Origin of the sequence: Oceanobacillus sp. FSL K6-0251 (assembly GCF_038004725.1) — a bacterium.
Taxonomy (GTDB): Bacteria; Bacillota; Bacilli; order Bacillales; family Amphibacillaceae; genus Oceanobacillus; species Oceanobacillus oncorhynchi.
In genome coordinates this window covers 4,171,412-4,193,537 of sequence record NZ_JBBORS010000001.1, presented here as the reverse complement: position 1 = coordinate 4,193,537, position 22,126 = coordinate 4,171,412, and the positions used below count along the sequence as shown (strand labels likewise).

The 22,126-nt window shown below is 42.0% G+C and carries 20 protein-coding genes; 17 read left to right on the top strand and 3 right to left on the bottom strand.

The window, feature by feature from the left end; all coding sequences use genetic code 11:
- Nucleotides 1-6 precede the first annotated feature (6 nt).
- From spoIID to MKY45_RS20455, 14 genes are all read left to right on the top strand, one after another.
- Nucleotides 7-1,227 carry a stage II sporulation protein D gene (spoIID, locus tag MKY45_RS20520; protein ID WP_341173359.1) on the top strand — a complete coding sequence of 407 codons (1,221 nt, stop codon included), beginning with the start codon at nucleotides 7-9 and terminating at the stop codon, nucleotides 1,225-1,227.
- Nucleotides 1,228-1,499: 272 nt separating this feature from the next.
- Nucleotides 1,500-2,366 (top strand): M23 family metallopeptidase, encoded by an 867-nt coding sequence (locus MKY45_RS20515; protein WP_042529539.1) that lies wholly within the window; start codon nucleotides 1,500-1,502, stop codon nucleotides 2,364-2,366.
- Between the two features lie 501 nt (nucleotides 2,367-2,867).
- Nucleotides 2,868-3,197, top strand: a complete 330-nt coding sequence (spoIIID, locus tag MKY45_RS20510) for a sporulation transcriptional regulator SpoIIID (RefSeq protein ID WP_042529541.1) — start codon at nucleotides 2,868-2,870, stop codon at nucleotides 3,195-3,197.
- A gap of 210 nt (nucleotides 3,198-3,407) precedes the next feature.
- Nucleotides 3,408-3,995, top strand: a complete 588-nt coding sequence (locus tag MKY45_RS20505; protein ID WP_341173358.1) for a TetR/AcrR family transcriptional regulator — start codon at nucleotides 3,408-3,410, stop codon at nucleotides 3,993-3,995.
- 40 nt (nucleotides 3,996-4,035) lie between these two features.
- Nucleotides 4,036-4,158: a hypothetical protein gene (locus MKY45_RS20500; protein WP_256705208.1), complete on the top strand. Its 123-nt coding sequence runs from the start codon at nucleotides 4,036-4,038 to the stop codon at nucleotides 4,156-4,158.
- A 595-nt stretch (nucleotides 4,159-4,753) separates the two neighbouring features.
- Complete coding sequence (locus MKY45_RS20495) at nucleotides 4,754-6,040, top strand: purine-cytosine permease family protein (protein WP_341173357.1); 1,287 nt, start codon at nucleotides 4,754-4,756, stop codon at nucleotides 6,038-6,040.
- Between the two features lie 43 nt (nucleotides 6,041-6,083).
- Complete coding sequence (locus MKY45_RS20490) at nucleotides 6,084-7,178, top strand: DUF917 domain-containing protein (RefSeq protein WP_341173356.1); 1,095 nt, start codon at nucleotides 6,084-6,086, stop codon at nucleotides 7,176-7,178.
- Nucleotides 7,178-8,743 carry a hydantoinase/oxoprolinase family protein gene (locus tag MKY45_RS20485; protein WP_341173355.1) on the top strand — a complete coding sequence of 522 codons (1,566 nt, stop codon included), beginning with the start codon at nucleotides 7,178-7,180 and terminating at the stop codon, nucleotides 8,741-8,743. Before MKY45_RS20490 ends, MKY45_RS20485 begins: the two co-directional genes overlap by 1 nt.
- A 251-nt stretch (nucleotides 8,744-8,994) precedes the next feature.
- Nucleotides 8,995-9,996, top strand: coding sequence for a rod shape-determining protein (locus MKY45_RS20480; protein WP_341173354.1), 1,002 nt, complete (start codon nucleotides 8,995-8,997; stop codon nucleotides 9,994-9,996).
- An 83-nt stretch (nucleotides 9,997-10,079) separates the two neighbouring features.
- Nucleotides 10,080-10,886, top strand: coding sequence for a flagellar hook-basal body protein (locus MKY45_RS20475; protein ID WP_341173353.1), 807 nt, complete (start codon nucleotides 10,080-10,082; stop codon nucleotides 10,884-10,886).
- Between the two features lie 14 nt (nucleotides 10,887-10,900).
- Nucleotides 10,901-11,719 carry a flagellar hook-basal body protein gene (locus MKY45_RS20470; protein ID WP_341173352.1) on the top strand — a complete coding sequence of 273 codons (819 nt, stop codon included), beginning with the start codon at nucleotides 10,901-10,903 and terminating at the stop codon, nucleotides 11,717-11,719.
- A gap of 99 nt (nucleotides 11,720-11,818) precedes the next feature.
- Complete coding sequence (locus MKY45_RS20465) at nucleotides 11,819-12,148, top strand: DNA-directed RNA polymerase subunit beta (protein ID WP_042529560.1); 330 nt, start codon at nucleotides 11,819-11,821, stop codon at nucleotides 12,146-12,148.
- Nucleotides 12,149-12,826: 678 nt separating this feature from the next.
- Nucleotides 12,827-13,246 carry a 3-hydroxyacyl-ACP dehydratase FabZ gene (fabZ, locus tag MKY45_RS20460; RefSeq protein ID WP_042529562.1) on the top strand — a complete coding sequence of 140 codons (420 nt, stop codon included), beginning with the start codon at nucleotides 12,827-12,829 and terminating at the stop codon, nucleotides 13,244-13,246.
- A 122-nt stretch (nucleotides 13,247-13,368) separates the two neighbouring features.
- A complete protein-coding gene (locus MKY45_RS20455; protein ID WP_042529564.1) occupies nucleotides 13,369-13,593 on the top strand; it encodes a hypothetical protein in 225 nt (74 codons plus the stop codon).
- Between the two features lie 151 nt (nucleotides 13,594-13,744).
- Here the strand turns inward: MKY45_RS20455 and MKY45_RS20450 are convergent, their stop codons facing one another.
- The 3 genes from MKY45_RS20450 to MKY45_RS20440 form a co-directional block, all read right to left on the bottom strand.
- Entirely contained in the window at nucleotides 13,745-14,953 is a 1,209-nt protein-coding gene (locus tag MKY45_RS20450; RefSeq protein ID WP_256705202.1) for a quaternary amine ABC transporter ATP-binding protein, read from the bottom strand.
- Nucleotides 14,953-15,810, bottom strand: a complete 858-nt coding sequence (locus MKY45_RS20445; RefSeq protein WP_212929177.1) for an ABC transporter permease — start codon at nucleotides 15,808-15,810, stop codon at nucleotides 14,953-14,955. Before MKY45_RS20445 ends, MKY45_RS20450 begins: the two co-directional genes overlap by 1 nt.
- A gap of 144 nt (nucleotides 15,811-15,954) precedes the next feature.
- The gene (locus MKY45_RS20440; protein ID WP_193065083.1) at nucleotides 15,955-16,950 is read right to left on the bottom strand and encodes an ABC transporter substrate-binding protein; all 996 of its coding nucleotides are present in this window, start codon (nucleotides 16,948-16,950) and stop codon (nucleotides 15,955-15,957) included.
- A gap of 712 nt (nucleotides 16,951-17,662) precedes the next feature.
- On the opposite strand from MKY45_RS20440, the gene MKY45_RS20435 reads away from it, so the two are divergent.
- The 3 genes from MKY45_RS20435 (at nucleotide 17,663) to MKY45_RS20425 (ending at nucleotide 22,071) form a co-directional block, all read left to right on the top strand.
- Nucleotides 17,663-18,529 (top strand): efflux RND transporter periplasmic adaptor subunit, encoded by an 867-nt coding sequence (locus MKY45_RS20435; protein WP_256705201.1) that lies wholly within the window; start codon nucleotides 17,663-17,665, stop codon nucleotides 18,527-18,529.
- Nucleotides 18,530-18,532: 3 nt separating this feature from the next.
- On the top strand, nucleotides 18,533-21,604 hold the full coding sequence (locus tag MKY45_RS20430) for an efflux RND transporter permease subunit (protein WP_341173351.1): 3,072 nt from the start codon (nucleotides 18,533-18,535) through the stop codon (nucleotides 21,602-21,604).
- Nucleotides 21,605-21,777: 173 nt separating this feature from the next.
- Nucleotides 21,778-22,071, top strand: a complete 294-nt coding sequence (locus tag MKY45_RS20425) for a hypothetical protein (RefSeq protein ID WP_042529572.1) — start codon at nucleotides 21,778-21,780, stop codon at nucleotides 22,069-22,071.
- Nucleotides 22,072-22,126: the final 55 nt, after the last annotated feature.

The following is a 22,126-nucleotide window of genomic DNA, read 5'->3' as shown; positions in this document are numbered from 1 at the left end:
AGGAACGTGTATAACAAAAAATATAAACGGAAAAACACAGCAATTCATAAGAAAATGAAGCAATTGAAGCAGAAAAACAGGATATCGAACCAGCCAATGCAGAAAATCGTACCTTTTTCTAATCGGAAATCAGTGCATTATAAGCCTCAGCGCCCGTCTCCTTGGAAGCAGATAGTCATCACGGTTTTTATGGTTATGATAATTTTTATTCTTGCTGTCCCGACAGTAGTTGTGCAAATGTCTAAGACAGAGAATCAAATTAGCGTAGGCTCAGAGACGGTAGACAATAAGGAGGAAGCAAAGCCAGATGAAGAGGATGAGCCAGAAAATCCTCCAGAAGAGACAGCAACCAGCGACGAAGCAGTAGAAGTCGGGGCTTCTCCATTCAATGTTTCTGTCATGCGCGTGAGTAATGAAGAAGTGGAAAATGTTCCGGTAGAGCAATATGTCGCTGGTGTGGTTTCTTCGGAGATGCCGGCAGAGTTTGAACTGGAGGCATTAAAAGCACAGGCGATTGCTGCAAGAACATTTACAGTTAACTTTTTATTAAACGGCGAGAAAAACGACAGCTATGACCTGACCGATTCGACACAGCATCAAGTATATAAAAGTGAACAGGAGCTCCAAGAACAGTGGGGAGCAGAATATCATGAAAAAATGAACAAAATAAATCAAGCGGTGAAAGAGACAGAAGGGCAGATTATTACTTACAATAGTGCGCCGATTACGGCCTCCTTCTTCTCCACCAGCAATGGATACACGGAAAATTCAGAGGATTATTGGGAAGGCGAGGTTGCCTACCTACGCAGTGTAGAGAGTCCTTGGGATGAAGCGTCACCAGAATTCACCCAGCAGACAACGCTGACTGTCGCAGAGGTATCCGAGGCTTTAGAAATCCCGCTTCAGGATGATAAGGCCATTCCGATGGAGATCAGCCATACAGACAGCGGCAGAGTAGATGAAATAACCGTTGCCGGAAATGCATTTACTGGTCCGGATTTTCGCGATAAATTGGGCTTAAGATCCAGTGACTTTGCCATTGAACAGAGTGACAGCCATTTGATTTTTACAACACAAGGCTATGGGCATGGTGTCGGCATGAGTCAATACGGAGCAAATGGCATGGCGGCAGAAGGTAAAAACTATGAAGAAATCATTCATCACTATTACACAGATGTTGAAATCAGCCAGATAGGTGAAATAGCACCAACCCTCGTTTCTAACTGAGACGGGGGATTTTTTATCAAAAAAATAGGGTAAGCCTATCAATGTCTTTTCTATTCATGTGCAAAAAACTGCTTCATATGGTTTGAGAATCAGATGCTTTTGAAGCTGCTGCGATGAAGCTTTTCCTTCTATCTTAAACCAGGATAAAAGGGAAATAACCTATCTATGAAAACCTCTGCATAAACTACTTATTATGAAAATCAAAAAAATTTTTTCATAGCCATGTATATAATTCTCTTTTTCTGCTCACAATGGTTGCAGAGGTGATGAAAATGAAAGAGGAATTCAAAGGCCCAAAAAATAAATGGAGCCAAATTTTCCGCAAGAAATGGTTTTTCCCAGCAATGTATTTAAGTATCGCAGCTGTTTTATTAGCAGCAGTCGTTTGGTATCAAAATGCAGGATCTGATGTTTCAGAACCGGCTGATCAAAGAAATGGAGAGGAAGAATATCTTCCAGTAATGAATGAAGAAGATTCCGTTCCGGTAGTTGACCAGCAGGAATTGGTAGGAATGCCGCTTGAAAACACAGATGAAGCAGAAATCGTAACTAAATTTTTTGACTACAACGCAGAACAAGAAGACAGAGAAAATGCACTTGTACTTTACAACAATCGTTACTATCAAAGTACAGGAGTAGATATCGCAGCAGCAGATGCAGAATCATTTGATGTTTTGGCTTCTATCAGTGGAACAGTAGAAGAAGTGAAGGAAGACCCATTACTAGGCAACGTGGTTGTTTTATCTCATAGTGAAGATTTAAAAACGTATTATGCTAGTCTTGAAGATGTAGCTGTCACTGTCAGCGATAAGGTTGAACAAGGAGACAAGCTGGGAACAGCTGGAAAAAACTTGTTTGGTAAAGACAACGGAACACACGTGCATTTTGAAATCCGTAAAGACGGCAAAGAAGTGAATCCTGAAAGCTACTTTGAACAGCCGGCATCCAGCATTGTCGTAGAAGAGAGTGCGGAAGAGGATGAAGCAGTAAGTGATGAACCGACTTCAGGAGAAGATGTAACAGAGCCTGAAGAAGATACAGAAGACGCAGAAGAAGCAGAGCAAGAAGAAGTACCAAGTGATGAAGACGAAGAAGCAGATGAAGAAATTGATGTAGAATTGGACAATTCAGAAGAATAATAAAAAATGCTTGGGAAACCAAAAAAACCGGTGATGAATCCTTCATTGCCGGTTTTTTATTGGCTTTTTTGAACATCCTTTAAAGCAATACAGGAACGAACTTTTGAAAATACATCTTGTCCCGGAAATTATTTGTACAAATCTTAAGCATAAAGGAACGTTTTTTTTAATATGATGATATTACAAACCATGCAATCGAACTGTCTGAGGTGAAAAGACATGTGATTTAGAAGTATCCTTCATCTAAAGTGGAACCCTTTTTTTATATACCAATGACTACATAAAAATAGTCAACCGCTTATTATAGTATGTGTTCAAAAAAGTGCAATGAAAAGGACCGAGTCGGCTAAAAACGCAACGTTAGCGGAAAAGCAAGCTAACGTAGAATTTCGATGTGTCATTTTCAGAGGATTTTTTGAACATCCTTTTATAAGTCCTATCCCAAAACATACACCCTGTCCAAACGACACCTCGGAATTACAACTTAGGGGGGCGAACGGTGTGCATGATTACATCAAAGAAAGGACAATTAAAATAGGGAGGCATGTTGTAGAAACCAGAAAAACAGTCCGCACCATTGCAAAAGAATTTGGCGTATCCAAAAGTACGGTCCATAAGGATTTAACAGAGCGCCTGCCGGAAATCAATCCCAAACTGGCACTGGAAGTAAAAGAAATTTTAGAGTATCACAAAGCAATCCGCCATTTACGCGGGGGAGAAGCAACAAGAAAGAAGTATAAAACACCGCCAACGGAAGGGCCGTTAACTGAAACAAAAATCACACAAACATTCCTATCTTCCTCCAGCAGGCCAAAAGCACAGGGAAGCTAGGAAAATAGAGACAATCCAATTTTTAACAAAAAGTTGGATTGTTTTTTGTTGCCATTTCTTTGTACAAAGGAGAATCACGAATAGATCAAGGATGATTCCTATTAATTCAAATTAGGAGAAGATTTTATTTAAATTAAATTATCAAATAACTCATTGACTGAACGAACGTTAGGTAATATAATAATCTAACAATCGTTAGGTGGTGAGGAATTGCAAAAAAAGTTAATTGATGCAGCACTGAAACAATATGCTTTAAATGGGTATCATGGCGCAACAATGAGGAAAATAGCCAATGAGGTTGGTATTAAGCCGGCATCTATTTATTTTTTTTACAAAAATAAAGAAGATTTGTTTATCGTGGCATTCAAGCAATTTTTGGATAACCATTTTGATAAAATGAAAAGTATTTTGAATGAGAAGCGGGAGGAGCCTGCTCAGAATATTTTTTCTGCCATGTTTGAAGGGATTGCAGACCACCATAAAGGAGATATGGAAGGAACGGATGCTTATATTTCATTAGTAACTTCTCCAATACCGGGAATCTCGCAATATTTATATGACCATATGAAGCGATATAATGAATGGCTTGTCGCATCCTTAGATTCGATACTAAGAGATAGTTATCCGAAGATGCAGGCTGATGAAATTGACAGAATTATTAAGCAGTTCGTTTTGATAGGTAACGGCGTCTTTTGGGGGATTAAATTATACGACGGGGCTGATTTTGAGGAGCAGATTATGCTGGCAAGTCAGTTGATGCAATCATTATTAGAGGAATTGCATTTTAAATACATGTAAACAGCGTTATTTTAATTAGTGCAAGGAGCCGCAATGCTTTTTGAGAGGACGAGTAATTGCAACAACGGTTTTAATAGACCGAGTAATCGCAGGTCTCAATGCTGTCAGAGGCATGAATGATGAAATATCAAGCGAAGTATATACCGAGTTTTCTAAAAAATAAGTTATTAACTCAACTTTCGCACCTAAGAATAAGCAAATATTTCTTGCTATTCCAAGATGAACATGTTCTTCATTACCATGCTTGCATTTTGGTGAAATATCCGGCCTTTTTGGACTTGATGATGGTGCATAGCTCCGCTCCGGCCAACCACTCCGCTTTCCGACGTACAAATGTTTTCGATGGGACGAGTAATCGCAGTCCCAGGACGTACTAGTGCAGACGTTGCAACAACTCTTTTCGATGGGGTGAGTAATCGCAACCCCAGGACGTTGCGGTCTTAGTCTGCCATGGGGACGGCTTCAGCTAACTTGAAAAGAAAATCGCTTTTCAAGTGGATCTTCAGCTCGCCCTGCGATGCACAAATGTTTTCGATGGGGCGAGTAATCGCAGTCCCAGGACGTGCAAGTGCAGGCGTTGTGACAGGAGTCACGGGTTTAGCCTGCCAACCACTTAGGAGTCTGCGTGGTTGGCCTGCGCTCTGATAGGATTCTACAGCGAATGAAAGAAATAACATTTTAATGAGCTGGACGAAACAGCAGCTATTGCCTGAACAACCCAATCATAACAGCATGAAATGACGAAGGAGGAATAAAAAATGGGGAATAAAACCAATATTGGAGATGATTATTCACTATCCAGAGTACCCAGATCGGCAAGGCAGTCTCTTTGGAGTATTACGATTATTAGAGTAGGAGCATTAGCAACCATTTCCCAATTTATTTTAGGTGCATCGCTGGGTTATGGAATGACATTCTGGCAAGCTTTTTGGGCAACGATGCTGGGAAGTGTTATTTTACAGGTTATCAGCTTTCTTTTAGGGTATGCAGGTGCTAAAGAAGGTCTCTCCACCAGTTTGCTTTCAAGATGGACAGGGTTCGGCAGATACGGATCGAGCATTATCGGAGGCGTCATTGCTATTTCCTGTATCGGGTGGTTTGGGGTTCAAAACTCTGTGTTTGCCGATGGTCTGGTACAGGCTACCGGAGGAGCACTTCCGCATGCAGCTGCTGCTACGATTACAGGATTAGGAGTTACTGTACTCGTTATCTTCGGTTTTAAATTATTGAGTATCACAGCTACAATTACCGTACCATTATTTCTATTAGCAATGGCTGTCGGTGTTTATTATGTATTTAGTGAGCATTCTATCAATGGATTATTCTCTGCAGCTCCGGCTGGTGATCCTTTAACAATGGGGGCAGCTGCTACAATGGTTGCAGGCGGATTTATCATTGGAGCTGTTATTACACCAGATTTCACCCGATTTGCTAAAAGTGGTAAAGATGTATTCTGGATGGCTACCATCGGGGTACTGATTGGGGAACTTGGAATCAATATGATAGCTGTATTGATGGCACTTGCTGCCCGGACGAATGATGTAGTGAGTATTATGGTACAAGCATCCGGCTGGCTTGGAGCATTTGCTGTTGTTTTATCTACAGTTAAAATTAATAATTTGAATCTGTATTCTTCGTCTCTCGGCTTTACAAATATTTTTGATTCCGTATTTAAAATAAAGCTTAACCGTGCAAAGGTTACATTAGTGATTGGTATTATTGGAACGGTGCTTTCCGTGCTTGGAATGCTGGATTATTTTGTTGATTTCTTAGTGTTCCTCGGCGTACTTGTTCCGCCAATTGCGGGAATTATGGTGGTAGAGTACTTTATTTTAAAAACACACTGTAAAAGTTTGGATGAATCCAGAGAACAAGGGACGCTGCCCACAGATGTTGAAAAAATGCATCCTGTTACACTGATTGCCTGGGCAGCGGGTTTTGCTGCAGGGTATATCATCACAATTGGTATTCCATCCATTAACTCGCTATTGATTAGCGGAATCGTTTATTATATCGGGTCCCTTATCTTTAGAAAAAAGAAATAATACAAATCAAAACTTATATTCTGGAAACATGGAGGCTTAAAAAATGAGAAAAATAGGCAAACAAGAAATTGAAGATATCGCTGTTGGTGCAGCACTGCTTGGAACAGGCGGAGGCGGAGATCCATACATCGGAAAGCTGATGGCGCTGCAGGCAATCGAAGAAAATGGACCAGTAACTTTATTGGATATAGATGAAGTTCCAGAGGATGCTTTGGTTGTTCCCTCTTCCATGATGGGAGCTCCCACGGTCATGCTTGAAAAAGTTCCCAGTGGAGAAGAAGCGATTGAGGTTTTTGGGAAACTGGAAGAATTTCTTGGAGAAGACATTTATGCAACTTTTCCGATTGAAGCGGGAGGAGTAAACTCCATGCTGCCTTTTGCGCTCGCTGCAAGACGGGGATTGCCTGTTGTTGATGCAGATGGGATGGGAAGAGCATTTCCTGAACTGCAGATGGTTACATTCTATTTAGATGGTATCCAGGCTACTCCGGCAGTAATCGGCGATGAAAAAGGGAATACAGCGCTGTTATCCACGATTGATAACGTCTGGACAGAACGCATTGCCCGTGCTTCTGCCATTCAAATGGGCGGCTCTGTAATGAATGCCATGTATTCCATGCGAGGTAAAAATCTAAAAGATAGCGGAATTGCCGGTATTTTAAAGTTGGAAGAGGAAATTGGAAAAACCATTCGCCTTGCTAAAGCAAATAATGTCAATGCGATTCAGGAAGTTTTGAAAACAGTGGGTGGGTTTGAACTATTCCGTGGAAAAGTAACAGATATTGATCGGAAAACAGAAACTGGTTTTGCGAGAGGTACAGCATCCTTTGAAGGAATCGGTGACTATAAAGATGAAATGCTTCAGCTTCGTTTTCAAAATGAGCATCTTCTTGCTCAAACAGATCGGCGATTGCTTTGTGTGACACCAGATTTAATTGCCGTACTTGATGCAGAAACAGGTTTGCCAATTACCACAGAAGGAATCCGTTATGGTTCCAGATGTGTCGTTATTGGTATACCATGCCATGAAAAATGGAGAACGGAAAAAGGGATTGCAACAGTCGGACCCAAATATTTTGGCTACGATGTCGAATATACGCCGGTGGAAGAATTAGTTCGTAAAGGAGAGACGGAATAATGAGTACGTATCGTATTGGAATTGACGTAGGTGGAACACATACGGATGCTGTTTTGCTGGATCAGGATAATCAAGTAATTTCCGAAACAAAATCATCCACAACAGAGGACGTAGAAACTGGAATTTATACAGCGATGCATGAAGTGATTACAAAGGCAAATGTGTCTCCTGAACACATCCGTTATGCCATGCTTGGGACAACGCATTGTACAAACGCTATTGTAGAGCGAAAAGGGTTAAACAACATTGCTGCTGTTCGTATTGGCGCCCCGGCTACATTGGCAGTGAAACCGCTGGTAGGCGTGCCGGAGGACCTTCGTGCGGCGCTTGGAAAGCATGTTTACCTTGTACGTGGAGGACATGAATTTGATGGCAGGGAAATCGTTGATTTAGATGAAGCGCATTTATACAAAATTGCCAATGAAGTAAAAGGAGAGGTAGATTCTATTGCAATCACTTCTGTTTTTTCTCCTGTATCTACCGACCATGAGGAGAGAGCAAAGAAAATATTTCAAGAAGTATTAGGAGAAGACGTATCCATTTCGTTATCTGCTGAAATTGGTTCTGTCGGTCTGCTGGAACGTGAAAATGCAACAATCTTGAATGCTTCCGTAATCCGTGTAGCGAAAACAGCTGCAGACGGGTTCATCAATGCGTTAAAAAGTGAAAATATTGATGCAAAAGTATTTTTTGGACAAAATGACGGAACATTAATGTCTGTTGATTACGCGGTTCGTTACCCGATATTTACAGTTGCCTGTGGTCCGACAAACTCTTTACGCGGCGCTTCCTATTTAGGGAACCTGTCTGATGCTATTGTTGTAGATGTTGGCGGTACAACCTCAGATGTTGGTGTATTAATTCATTCTTTTCCGCGGGAATCTTCTCTGGAAGTAGAAATTGGAGGAGCAAGAACGAATTTCCGTATGCCTGACTTAATTTCTATCGGACTCGGCGGAGGAACAATTATCCATGCAGAAGAAAACGAAGCATTTTCAATTGGTCCGGACAGCGTCGGGTACCGTTTGCCTGAGAAAGCAATGATTTTCGGCGGTGATACACTGACAACAACAGATGTAGCAGTAGCGCTTGGTAAAGTTGATTTAGGTGATGCATCCAAAGTGGCTCATCTGGATAAGTCATGGCTGAATAAAGTTTATGAGAAGATGGTGGAGCTTGTAGAAGAGGCTATTGACAAAATGAAGACAACCGCGGATCCCATTCCTGTTATTCTTGTCGGCGGCGGGAGTATTTTATTACCAACTGAATTAAAAGGGGCTTCACGCGTCCTCCGACCAGAACACTCCGGTGTTGCTAATGCCATTGGTTCAGCGATTTCTCAGGTCAGCGGACAAGTAGAAAGAATCTACTTATTAGATGAGGTAGGACGGGAGCATGCACTGGAATCGGCAAAATCGGAGGCAAAAGCAACAGCAGTAAATGCAGGTGCAGATTCGGAGACTCTTGTGATTGTTGATGTAGAGGACGTTCCTTTAGCTTATCTTCCGGGAAATGCCACACGGGTTAGAGTGAAAGCAGCCGGAGAACTGCAGCGGAACGCATAGCCTAAAAAAATACAAAGAAGTGTTCAGGCAAAGTTGACATAGGAAATATCATGTCAACTTTGCCTTTTTAATTACTCCACTTTCACATTTTAAAGTAGTTTGTCCTCTGGATATTTTGGTGAAGCACCTTAAAAAAATAAAAAAATCTTATTTTCATACAGTTAATTACCGGGTTTTGTGGTAAAATAGTATACTAGTAGCATTTTGTCTTAGGACGGTGCAAGATAGTAACGCTAGGAGGATTTAGATTCATGTTTTCCAGAGATATTGGGATTGATCTTGGTACCGCAAATGTGTTGATACATGTAAAAGGAAAAGGAATAGTTTTAAATGAACCATCTGTCGTTGCCATGGATCGAAATACGAACCGTGTGCTTGAAGTTGGAGAAGAAGCCCGCCGTATGGTTGGACGTACACCGGGTAATATAGAGGCGCTGCGCCCGTTAAAGGACGGCGTTATTGCTGATTTTGATGTCACAGAAGCCATGTTAAGATATTTTATAAATAAAATTAATGTCAAAGGTGTTTTGTCAAAGCCGAGAATGCTTATTTGCTGCCCGACAAACATAACGAAAGTGGAACAAAAAGCCATTAAAGAAGCAGCAGAGAAGTCAGGCGGAAAGCGCATATACTTAGAAGAAGAGCCTAAAGTAGCTGCGATTGGCGCTGGAATGGATATTTATCAGCCAAGCGGAAACATGGTAGTAGATATCGGCGGCGGAACAACCGATGTAGCCGTGTTGTCCATGGGCGGCATTGTTACTTCGCAATCCGTTAAAATGGCTGGAGATAAGTTTGACTGGGATATTCTGCAATATATTAAAAAGGAATACAAACTGCTTATTGGTGAACGTACTGCAGAAGATATTAAAATCAATGTCGCTACGGTGTTCCCTGGATCACGTAAAGAATCCATGGATATCAGAGGCCGGGATATGGTATCTGGCTTACCGAGAACGATAACGATTGAATCAGAGGAAATTTCACAGGCGTTGATGGAATCTGTAGCACTTATTGTTCAGGCAGCTAAAGCAGTTCTGGAACAGACACCTCCCGAATTATCCTCAGATATCATTGACCGGGGCGTTATCCTGACTGGAGGCGGCGCACTGCTTCATGGAATTGACCAATTATTGGCGGAAGAATTAAAGGTTCCTATCTTTGTTGCAGAGGATCCGATGGATTGTGTTGCAAAGGGAACGGGAATCATGCTTGAAAATATTGATAAGCTTGAAAAAAGAAGTGTAAACTAATCATTAATAGAAGCTGGCAGAATGTGTTGCTTATTTTATTACCCTGCCAGCTCTAATCTTTTACATACAGAGGAGGAAGCTTTGTGTTAAGAGGTTTATATGGAGCGGCAAGTGGTATGATAACGCAGCAGCGGCAGCAGGAAGCATTGTCTAATAATATTGCCAATGCAAATACGCCAGGATACAAAGCCGATCAAACGGCAATTCGTGCTTTTCCGGAATTATTGATACAGCAAAGCGGCGGGAACACCATCCCGACCACGCAAGGAGGTTTCAATATTCCTTTATCCCGTCAATTGGGCGGTATGAATACAGGCGTATATGTTCAAGAAACGATTCCTCATTTTGCGCAAGGGGATATCAACGAATCGGGACTGCCGACAGATGTTGCGATCGAGCAGGGAAATGTTCCAGATGAAAATGGGGCTATCTTCTTTGCCGTTCAAAATGAAGATGGAGATGTACGTTATACGCGAAATGGTAATTTTACGATTGACGCAGAAGGTTTCCTTGTGACGAATCAGGGATACTATGTTTTAGATGAAGACGGGAATAACATTCAGACAGACGGAACGATAGAGACTATTACCCCAGAGGGCGTTATTCCGACAACTGGCGGCGATGTGACAATTGGTATGCAGTATGCAGCGGATGCAAACACACTGACGAAAGAAGGAAATGATTTTTTTGAAGGGGATGCAGAGGCTGTCCCGGCAGATGCAGCGTATGTATTGCACCAGGGGGCATTAGAACAATCGAATGTCAATACCGAACAAGCCATGACGGATATGATGAATGCTTATCGGTTATTTGAGAGTAATCAGCGCGTTTTACGGGTATATGATGAGAGTCTCGGAAAAGCTGTTACAGAAGTTGGCCGATTAGGATAGGGGGGGAATTGAACATGTCACGTATTATGAATCAATCAGCAGTAACCATGAACCAAATCCAGCACAAGCTTGATGTTATTGGCAATAATATTTCCAATAGCAACACAACTGGATATAAAAACAGACAAGTTGAATTTTCTTCCTTACTAAGCCAGCAAATTGATAATTTGAATGCTCCTGAAAATGCAGAAGGCAGACTGACTCCCGATGGAATACGTGTGGGAGCAGGGGCGGGTTTAGGTGCTATTAACCTGAACCAGTTGCAGGGAAGCATGATAGAGACAGACCGCAGCTTAGATGCTGCATTAACGGAAGAGAATATGTTTTTTCAAGTGAACCGCGTAGAAAATGGGCAGCAGAATACAGTCTATACGAGAGACGGTTCCTTTTTCCTTTCTCCAGTTGAAGGAGGGGGCGTTGCCTTGACAACTTCCGATGGTCACCCTATTATCGGGACAGAGGGACCGATTGAAATCCAAGACGGGTTTGATGCCATTGAATTAAATGATCAAGGTCAATTGGTGGTCACCAGAGACGGTGAACAGACGGCAGAAGCTGAATTGGCTGTTGTGGAAGCTGTACGGCCCAACGCTTTGGAAGCAGAAGGAGATAATTTCTTTACTGTTTCAGGAGCAGCGGATATAGACGAAATCATACAAGCATATGCTGGTGAGGGTGCTGTAATCCATCCGCAGTCATTGGAGCAATCAAATGTGGACATGTCGCAGCAGATGACAGATATGATGGCAGCACAGCGGCTTTATCAATTTAATTCACGTTCCATCACCATGGGCGACCAAATGCTTGGGTTAGTGAATACCATTCGTTCCTGATTCAGGTTGAGACGATGGCAGTTACATACCGTTAGTGTTCAAGAAGGATGCGTTGTTTGATTGCTCTTTTTGAACATCCATTTGTAAGGAGTTACCGAAATGACGAATAATCCATCTTCACAGAATACCTCACAGGAAGCTGAGCAAGAGACAGCAGCTGGTGAGGAACAAGCAGTACAACAGGATATTTCTAGAAAAACAGATAAAAAAGAAAAACAGCAGCGTAAACGTGAGGAGAAACGCAGCAGACCGCGTTTGCGTATTTTTCCGATTTGGCTGCGTATCATTGTTATCACAATTTTTGCTGCAGCAGCCTTCATCATTGGCCTAATGATTGGTTTTGCTGTACTTGGCGACGGATCTCCATTAGATGTTCTGCGCCTAGAGACCTGGCAGCATATTATCGACATTGTAAATAAAACAGAGTAAAACATATTCGAGGATGGACGAATATGTTTTTGCTATAGTTTAAATAGGTACGTTAAGCAAATTATTACTAAAACTGAATTTGTGCACAGATAAGAAAAAACAAGAACACTACTTGCTCTTTAAATCATCGGTGTTCTTGCCAAGGAGATCTCCGCTACGACGGTTTTCGATGGAGCGAGTAATGCCAGCATTGTTATCAGGTTAATGAATTTTTAAATGTGATATTTGATACAACTAGATAGCCATTTGTTTTCTTATAACATTGACGAAATGATGATTGAGAACAGAGACTAGCGAATGCTTTTTGATGGGACGAGTAATCGCAATGGTTTTCGGTGGGGCGAGTAACCGCAGTCCCAGTCCCAGAAGAAAAATATGGAGACTCCTGGTCGGCTAAGAACGGTCACGTCCTGTGACCAACGACCGACACTAGGACGTCCTGTCCGTCGTGGGAAAGCGCGGAGGGAAGACCCCGCAGAAAAAAAGCGAACTTCTTTTTTTCTACCCTCGGGGCATAAGTGCGACTTTAGCTCTGTCTGCGCCTGTCGGCTTGCCAATCGCTAAGTCTTCTTTAAAGGAGGCTGAGCTCAAGCCCGTGGAAAGCGTAGTGTTTTTCCAGAGCGGCTGTTTTCAGCTATTTTATTAACATTCTTATTTTAAAAAAGGAGTCGAAAAAATATGGATATTCAACAAATCAAAGAAGTTCTTCCGCACCGTTATCCGTTTTTATTAGTGGATCAGGTGAAGGACATAGAAGAAGGCAAAAAAGTGACAGCTATCAAAAATGTCACAGCAAATGAACCATTTTTCCCCGGCCATTTCCCAGATTACCCGGTAATGCCTGGAGTTCTTATTTTAGAAGCATTGGCACAAACAGGCGCAATCGCTGTTTTAGGCATCGAAGAAAACAAAGGGAAAATCGGCTTTTTAGCAGGCGTGGATAAATGCCGCTTCAAACGTCAGGTGAAGCCAGGAGATCAGCTGGAGCTGGTGGTTGAGATTATTCGCATGAAGGGGCCAATCGGCAAAGGAAAAGGCGTTGCGACGGTTAACGGTGAGGTTGCATGTGAAGCAGAAATTACATTTGCAATCAAATAAAGGATTCGTCAGCAATATGTAATAAATTTCCTAAATGATTATGAATAAGAAATGTATGATTCCTCTTTTCTGGGTTAACCTAATTTCGAGCAATAGGTTAATATAGAAGGGAGGAATTTTTTATGAAAAAAGTATTATTAAAAGTTGGTGCTTCCGCTCTTGCTCTTACGCTGGTAACTGGATGCGGTACATCCAATAATGAAGAGCCGGCAGATGATAACCCGACCATTGATCATGAAGAAAGAGAAGATGAATTTAACGGTAACGACGATAATCGTAATGATGATCCCATGGATGAAGACAACTTTGACGAGAGAGAAGAAGACATGCCTCGTAATAACGAATAAGCCGCTCTAAATAATAAAGAAGAAGGCAATGACTTTTTGGTTATCCTCTTACAGTGAGAAGAGAAATAAAAATTCTCTCACGCTGATAGGAGTAAATCCCCCACGTCCATTACCTTCTTCTTATTATTTTTTAAGAAATGATGAAGCCTGCTTAATGAACATATTCTTCACTTTCCGTCACATCATCGGAAGTAAGACCGGATAATACATGAACACGTAAAATATAGCCGGCCAGCTTTTGTTCCTCATTCACTACAGCTAAAGGAAAGCTGGACTCCAATGCTTTCGGGATTAAATCATTGATATATTCATCTCCTGCGACAACCGTAATATCTTTCTTGATCAGATCGCTTAATTGTTTATGCTCTTTGATTCCCTGTATCGCATCATCAATCGTCACAATCCCTTGAAGCCGTCTGGAGCGGTCTACGACAAATACGCTGGAGATGCCATTTTCGCGCATTTCTTTGACAGCCACATTGATTCCATCCTTGATGGAAACAAGCGCATTCGGCTTGGTCATAATATGACTTGCCTGAAATACCTTGGAACGGTCGATATCTTTAATAAACTCAGAAATATAGTCATTGGCGGGGCTGGCGATAATCTCTTCAGGAGTCCCGACCTGCTCCACATGTCCATCCTTCATCACAGCTACGCGATCGCCGATTCGAAAGGCTTCATTCACATCGTGCGTAATAAAAATAATCGTCTTTTGCAGCCGTTCTTGAATGTCTAACAGCTCCAGCTGCATTTCCCGGCGAATCAGCGGGTCAAGTGCACTGAAAGGCTCATCCATTAATAAAATATCCGGGTCATTGGTGAGTGCTCTTGCTAAGCCGACACGCTGCTGCATACCGCCGGATAATTCATCCGGATATTTATCCTCATAGCCCTTTAACCCTACTGTTTCAATATTTTGCATTGCAATTTCCCTGCGTTTTTCTTTTGGGACATTCCGAATTTCTAATCCATACTCGACATTTGCCAAAATCGTCCGGTGGCTGAAGAGACCAAAGTGCTGGAAAACCATCGCAATTTTTTCCTGACGGACTTTTTTTAATTCGTCCCGGCTGCATTTGGTAATATCCTGCCCGTCAATCAGAATCGAACCGTCTGTCGGTTTATTCAGAAGGTTGAAGCAGCGGATTAAGGTGGATTTCCCGCTTCCCGACAGCCCCATGATAACGAAGACCTCTCCCTTTTGAATGTCAAAGGTTGCATCATAGACACCAACCGTATGATTTGTTTTCTTCAAAATTTCTTCCTTCGATAATCCTTCTTTGATCATAGGGATGACAGATTTCGGTTTGGAACCAAATATTTTAGAAACATTTTTTACTTGTATTTGTACAGACATTATTGATTACCTCCACGACGTTGTACTTTTTCTGCGATACCATTGGTAATACGATCAATAATAATCGCCAGAAATACGATACTGATACCAGCTTCAAAGCCGAGCGCAATATCGATCCGGTTAATCGATACCAGCACCTGCTCGCCCAGACCGGAAGCACCGACCATGGATGCAATAACAACCATGGCTAATGCCATCATGGTCGTCTGGTTGACACCGGCCATAATTGTCGGCAATGCTTGCGGCAGCTGAACTTTGGATAAGGTCTGCCATCTGGAAGAGCCAAACGAATGCGCTGACTCCACAACCTCTTTATCCACACCGCGGATAGCCAGGTCGGTTAAACGGATGACCGGCGGCAGGGAATAAATTAATGTAGCGAAGATAGCAGAAACATTACCCAGACCAAAGAAGAAAATAGCCGGGATGAGATATACAAAGCTCGGCATCGTCTGCATCGCATCAAGAATCGGACGCAAAATCATCGAGACCCATTTATTAAATGCCATTGCAACTCCAAGCGGAATTCCAATAATCAAGCAAATGATAACGGCGGTTAAAATGATGGAAATCGTAATCATCATTTCCTCCCACAGACCAAAGCTCCCAATGAGAAAAATAAAGAGGCCGTATAAAACACCTGAGAAAAGCGATTTAAAATACCATCCAAGTAAAAAGATGATAACGATAAACAGCCACCATGGAATAATCATTAGAAAATCAGTGAGTCCGCTGATAGACCTCGAGGTGATGAAAAATATAAAATCAAATAAAACTTCTAAGTTATTGGCAAGAAAGCTGACAAATTCGTCAACATACTTTCCAGCTTCGAATGTAATGTCTGGAAATTGAATCATAAGCATGATAACTGCTAAGGAAGCAGTATTTACCTCTCTTTCTGTAATGTATTTTTTAGTTAAGGTAAAAACGAAATGACGGATTGTGAAAAAGAAAGAGCAGCTAACCTGGTGGCCAGCTACTCCACGTTATTGTTTATTTTTTTATTCCAATGAATCAACTACATCCTGTGCAGTATCTTCTGGAAGCCAGGCTGTCCAAATATCTTCGTGCTCCTGCATCCACCAGATAGCTGCTTCTTCTGCTGATGCGCCATTATCTTCCATATACTCTAACGCTTCTTCGGTTAATGCGCTGCTTGTTTCATATTGTTCTAAGAATTCCACAACCTCAGGTGCTTGTTCAAGAAAATCCGGATGAACGGAAATAACCACATCATTTGGAGGGAATTCGGTTCCTTTTGACTCTTCCCAAATTTCTTCATCATAAGGTGCTTCTTCTAGTAAAATCAAATCATATTTTGCAGTAATCGCTGTAGGTGACCAATAGTAGCCGACCCATCCTTCTCCAGCTTCATAAGCACGGGCTAAATCGGTAATAATAGCTGAATCAGAGCCTGGGCTAAAGTTATTAAAGGTCTCATCTAATTCATAGAAATCGAATTTATCATTAATGGCTTCCTCTACAGCCCATCCGCTCGGCGCATTAATAATACGTCCTTTATCCGGATCTTCCGGATCTTGGAATACTTCCGGATAATCCTTCAAGTCTTCTACGGTTTGTAAATCAGGTGCAAGCGGCTCAATTCCTCGTTCTGGATCACCCTCGATAACGTAGGCAGGAACATACAGCCCCTGATTGTTATCATCAAAATTCACAGATAAGGTTTCAATATCGCCTGCTTCTGTTAATTCCTCATAAATATCGCGGATATTATCTGTCCATACCTCCATATACACATTGATATCCCCATCACTTAACCCCTGTATGGTCGCTGCAGTTGAACCGGAAGTAATATCTGTATCATAGCCGTATCCTTCTTCCATGATTTGTGCCGCAATATAATTGTGTACATTAATACTGTCCCAGCCGGCATCAGCTAAAACAATCGTATCAATTTCTCCCTCGCTTGATGCATCGCTGCATGCAGTTAAAATAAGAACCGATGCAGTTATCAAAGCAAATAATAATTTCTTCATTTTTTCTCCCCCTTTTATTTTTGGAATTTTCAGGTATATATTTCGATGAAAATGAAAGCAAAATAGTGTGTAAAACAAAAAATTTTGCAGCGGGTTAATCAATCAAGCTATTTATTCAAAAGCTGAAAGAAAATGATGTATGAGGATGGAAATAAGCTATGATTCGATTTTTAATTATACCTTATAGTTATAAAATTAAACAAAGCGCTTAAAAGTGGATAAAGATGCATATTTCGATGTATAAAGAGGTGAAGGCAGGTTTAAGCGTGTTTATCTTTGTAATTGTCGAGAATGCTCTAAAATACGTATGCGTTTTCAAAATGATTGATAAAAATCAGTCGAATCTTGTCAGATTCATAGGAAAATAGAATGATGGAGGATTGCGATTACTCGTCCCATCAAAAGCGTTGGGACTGCGATTACTCGCCCCACCAAAATCATTGCTGGAATTATTATGCGGCAATAAGCAGATAAGACTTGCATCTGACGTTCCGTGAGGGGATATGTTATAGAAAAAGTGCATTTAATAACTTCTCTCATCACCTGGCAGACAAACGTTGCTTGGGTATTTTGAAAGGGATATACTTAAATGAGGAATTTTTTGAAACGAATTGCGTGTCACTTTCGTACGAAACAAAGAGACAGAAAAAAAGGTATAAAAACGAGAGCAGGCAAGTGCCAGTTAAAATAAGGAAGGGGTATCTACATAACCATGAAAAAAAGTATTGGAGCAATTGGATTGATTTTGATGCTGTTTGTTTTAGCGGCATGTACAGAGGATGACAATGAATCCGCTGAAGAAACACAGGAGGAGGTAATTACTTCTGTACAGACAGAGGAGGTCGAAGAAGGGGAATTGACGCGGGAAAGAACATTTAATGCCCGGCTGGAGCCTTCACAGACAACCCCGATTATGATTGAACAGCCTTTAGAAGTAGACACCTTAGAAGTAAATGTCGGCGATACGGTAGAAGAAGATGAGACAGTCGCTGAATTAACGCTTGATGGCAATACACAATCTGTGGACGCACCGGAAGCTGGGGAAGTCATTCAGATTCAGGCCGGTGAAGGCGAGAATATCGACCCGGAAGAGCCTTTTATGCTGATTGCGGATACAGATGAATGGAAAGCAGAAGGCAGTGCCTCCGAAAGCATGCTGAACCTTTTGAATATCGATGATGAAGTAGAAGTGACTGTGAGCGGAGAAGAGAAAACAGCTGCGATTACCAATATAGATCAGATTCCGGATGATACCGGATTATATCCGGTTACGGCAGCTTTTGAAACTGGAGATTCGTCCTTTATCTCCGGAGCTGTTGCAAAAATAACCGTCGAGGAAACCGTAGAATCGGATGCCTTATTAGTACCTACAGAAGCGGTTGTAGAGAGTGAAAGGGAGTCCTTTGTTTTTGTGGTAACGGATGAGGAAACGGTAGAGCAGCGCGAGGTTTCTGTTATTACGATGCAATCCCGGCAAACCGCAATCGAGGGAGATATCGAAGCTGGGGAAGAAATCGTCATAACAGGTCAATCCGGATTAGAAGACGGCGATGCTGTCGAAGTAGTGAAAGGGGAATAGATTTTGAAACAGCTTATAAAAACTTCAGTAAAACGGCCAATTGGCGTCATTATGATTGTATTAGCTGTTCTTGCTTTAGGGGTTATGTCCCTGCGAAATCTTGCGGTCGATCTTTTCCCTGAAATAGATTTGCCGGTAGCCGTCGTTGCTACCAATTATCAAGATGCAGCACCAGAAGATGTGCAGAATTTAATCAGCAGACCGCTGGAATCAGCAGTAAGTGCAGTAGAAGGAATCGATACGGTTCAATCTCAATCACAATCTGGGTCCTCCATGGTAATGATGATGTTTCAAAATGGAACAGATTTAGACCAGGCCCTGTTGGATGTGAGAGAACAGGTCGACCAAGTAAAAGGAATGTTACCTGATGGAGCAGGGGACCCGAATATTCTTCGCTTCAGCCCTGATTCACTTCCGGTTATGTACCTCGGGTTAACGGGCGATGATTTAGCCGAGCTGACCGAAATCGCAGACCAGCAAATTGTTCCTTTCTTTGAAAGACAAGAAGGGGTAGCCTCAGTCACGATTGAAGGCGGCTTAGAAAGAGAGATTCAAATTGAATTAGATGAAGCGAGCTTAGAACAATATGGCATCTCGCCTCAAAGTGTCATGGATACACTGGGAAGCGAGAACAGCTCTTCCTCCATCGGTACGGTAGAACAGGGAAATCAGGATTTACAGATTCGCGTCATTGGTGAATTTGACAACATAGAGGATATTGAAAATACACAGATTCAGTCAGAGGCAGGCGGCGTTGTCCGTATTTCGGATATTGCAGACGTGCAGGACGATTTTAAAGAGACTTCCTCCGAAACGATGGTGAACGGGGAGCATGCACTTGTCTTGTCTGTAATGAAGCAGACAGATGCGAATACGGTAGAGGTTGCATCGAATATTACAGATGCGATGCCGGGAATGATGGAAGATTTACCAGAAGGAATGGGTTTAAATACCATCATTGATACCTCTGAATTTATTGAAATGTCGATTGATTCGGTCATGAATAATATTTTAATTGGAGGGGCAATCGCCTTTCTTATTCTGCTCCTGTTTTTAAAGAGCATCCGTGCAACCATTGTGATTGGATTATCGATACCAATTGCGATTATCGCAACCTTTGTATTAATGTACTTTACGGGTCAGACCTTGAATGTACTTTCCCTGGGCGGATTGGCTTTAGGGATTGGAATGATGCTGGATAGCTCCATTATTATTTTAGAAAATATTTATTCCTACCGGCGCAGAGGCTACAGCCTGTTTGAGGCGGCAACCAAGGGATCGATTGAATTAGCACCGGCAGTTATTGCTTCAACAACGACGACATTAGTCGTATTTTTACCAATTGTTTTTGTAGAAGGAATGTCATCCGACTTATTTACACCATTAGCACTGGCTGTTTCCTTCTCCTTAGTCGCATCTTTAGTCGTTGCGATTACATTAGTACCAATGCTCTCCTCGAAGCTGTTGGCAAATGTCATGGAAGGATCGGGAAAAAGGTATTGGTTTGACAGGTTTTTAAATTGGTTGAAAACACGTTATGGAAAAGGATTAGAAAAAGTACTGAGATTTAGAAAAACAACCGTCCTGGTAACGATATTAGCGATTATCGGCAGCCTTTTTCTCATTCCGCGTATCGGGATGGAGTTTATGCCATCAGCCGACCAGGGACAAGCGCAGATCACGGTAGAGACACCGCCGGGAAGCAGCTTAGACTATACGATCGGCATGACAGAACAGGTGGATGACATTTTAGCAGACTATGAGGAATATATGGATGTCAGCTATGTAACCATCGGATCTGCTGACTTTACTGGCAGTATGAATGAATCAACCTATACGCTGCAATTAATACCTGCATCAGAGCGGGACCGGTCAACGGAACAGATTATGGTAGAGATCGATGAACGTGTGCAGCATATTGCAGGTGCTGATATTGCAGCCTCTGCGATGGATGGCGGTATGGAAATGGGAGACCCGATTACGATTCAATTAAATGGCCCTGAAAATGATACCCTGATTGATTTATCCGAACAGGTCCTTGCTGAAATGGAGAAGGTTGAAGGAGTAACCAATACAACCTCTACAGCAGAAGATGGCATTCCGCAAATGGAAATTCGGGTAGATGAGGACGCAGCCTCCAGCTATGGGCTGTCAGGGTCACAAATCACCAGCCAGCTGGAAATGAAATTCTCCGGACAGGTGGTCGGCCAATATCGGGAAGAAGGACAGGAAATCGATATTACCATTGCCTATCCAGAAGATACACGCACAAGTATCGAAGACCTGTTAGACAGCAGTATTCAGTCCCCTTCAGGAGCAACGGTTCCGTTGGATGAACTGGTTGAGATCGAGCAGGCAGAAGGACCGCAGACGCTCCTGAGAGAAAATCAGCAGGCACAAATGAATGTCAGCTCGGGGGTTGTCGGCCGCGATTTAGGAAGTGTCGTATCCGATATTGAAACGAAGCTAAGTCAAATGGACTTTCCTGAAGGCTACAGCTATAGCATTGGCGGCCAGGCAGAAGATATGGAAGAGGCCTTTATGGAGCTTGGCGTAGCGCTGATATTCTCGATTTTCTTAGTGTATATCGTACTCGCTGTACAATTTGAAAATCTCCTGCAGCCATTTATTATTATGTTTGCATTGCCGACAACCATTATCGGTGTTATTGGCGGACTGTTTGTGACAAATATATCCTTAAGTGTGGCCGGCCTTATCGGCATTATCATGCTTGCCGGAATAGTGGTTAATAACTCGATTGTACTTGTAGACTATATCAATATTCTGCGCAGAAGAGGAATGGACCAGATAGAAGCTATTATTGAAGCAGGACGCTCCAGACTACGCCCAATCATGATGACATCCCTTACCACGATTCTGGCGATGATTCCGTTAGGGCTGGGTATTGGTGAAGGGGCCGAGCTGCAGCAGCCATTAGCTGTAACGATAATCTTCGGTTTAACGATTTCCAGCATCTTTACCTTATTCTTTGTTCCTGTTATTTATCTGATCTTTGATAACATAACGAAGAAAGTAAGGGGAAGAAGGAAGCGGAAGAAAGCAGCGAAAAAGTAAACGTAAGTAATGAAAAATGAGGCAGCTCTTGGCAGAGAGACAATCATCTCATTTGCCGAGCTGCCCTTTTCATGACATAAATAATTTTCTTTGATTAACAACAGGCTAGAATTCATTTCATGTCGAAAATCGGGTATGATAAAGACAAAGAAAAGCGAAAGAAGGTAGATAAAATGGTAATATCCCAAGTAATGCAGTTAATCACCGGTGTTTTTGAAGGATTATTGGGTATTCCAGTCTTTGGCGGTATTTATATCATGGGGTCGGGCTATACGCCATTATTCGTCATGCTGATTCTTCATATTATTACATTACTCCTCGCCAGCCGGGATAGAAGATGGATAGCGGGCAGTGTTTTAGGAATTGTAACAAGTATTATTGGCTTTATCCCACTTGTTGGCATGACATTGCATTGGATTACATGTATCGTATTGATTATTTCCGTATTTCAACCAAGAAGATATTAAAAAATAAGCCTCCTGCTACATTAAGAAAGCAGGAGGCTTATTTTTGATAGGAGTA

What these genes read in the sequence shown, in the direction of transcription:
- MKY45_RS20515 (WP_042529539.1), top strand. Translation starts at nt 1,500, where the DNA reads ATGAAAGAGGAATTCAAAGGCCCAAAAAATAAATGGAGCCAAATTTTC.
- MKY45_RS20495 (WP_341173357.1), top strand. Translation starts at nt 4,754, where the DNA reads ATGGGGAATAAAACCAATATTGGAGATGATTATTCACTATCCAGAGTA.
- MKY45_RS20490 (WP_341173356.1), top strand. Translation starts at nt 6,084, where the DNA reads ATGAGAAAAATAGGCAAACAAGAAATTGAAGATATCGCTGTTGGTGCA.
- MKY45_RS20485 (WP_341173355.1), top strand. Translation starts at nt 7,178, where the DNA reads ATGAGTACGTATCGTATTGGAATTGACGTAGGTGGAACACATACGGAT.
- MKY45_RS20480 (WP_341173354.1), top strand. Translation starts at nt 8,995, where the DNA reads ATGTTTTCCAGAGATATTGGGATTGATCTTGGTACCGCAAATGTGTTG.
- MKY45_RS20470 (WP_341173352.1), top strand. Translation starts at nt 10,901, where the DNA reads ATGTCACGTATTATGAATCAATCAGCAGTAACCATGAACCAAATCCAG.
- MKY45_RS20465 (WP_042529560.1), top strand. Translation starts at nt 11,819, where the DNA reads ATGACGAATAATCCATCTTCACAGAATACCTCACAGGAAGCTGAGCAA.
- fabZ (WP_042529562.1), top strand. Translation starts at nt 12,827, where the DNA reads ATGGATATTCAACAAATCAAAGAAGTTCTTCCGCACCGTTATCCGTTT.
- MKY45_RS20455 (WP_042529564.1), top strand. Translation starts at nt 13,369, where the DNA reads ATGAAAAAAGTATTATTAAAAGTTGGTGCTTCCGCTCTTGCTCTTACG.
- MKY45_RS20450 (WP_256705202.1), bottom strand. Translation starts at nt 14,953, where the DNA reads ATGTCTGTACAAATACAAGTAAAAAATGTTTCTAAAATATTTGGTTCC.
- MKY45_RS20445 (WP_212929177.1), bottom strand. Translation starts at nt 15,810, where the DNA reads ATGATTCAATTTCCAGACATTACATTCGAAGCTGGAAAGTATGTTGAC.
- MKY45_RS20440 (WP_193065083.1), bottom strand. Translation starts at nt 16,950, where the DNA reads ATGAAGAAATTATTATTTGCTTTGATAACTGCATCGGTTCTTATTTTA.
- MKY45_RS20435 (WP_256705201.1), top strand. Translation starts at nt 17,663, where the DNA reads ATGAAAAAAAGTATTGGAGCAATTGGATTGATTTTGATGCTGTTTGTT.
- MKY45_RS20425 (WP_042529572.1), top strand. Translation starts at nt 21,778, where the DNA reads ATGGTAATATCCCAAGTAATGCAGTTAATCACCGGTGTTTTTGAAGGA.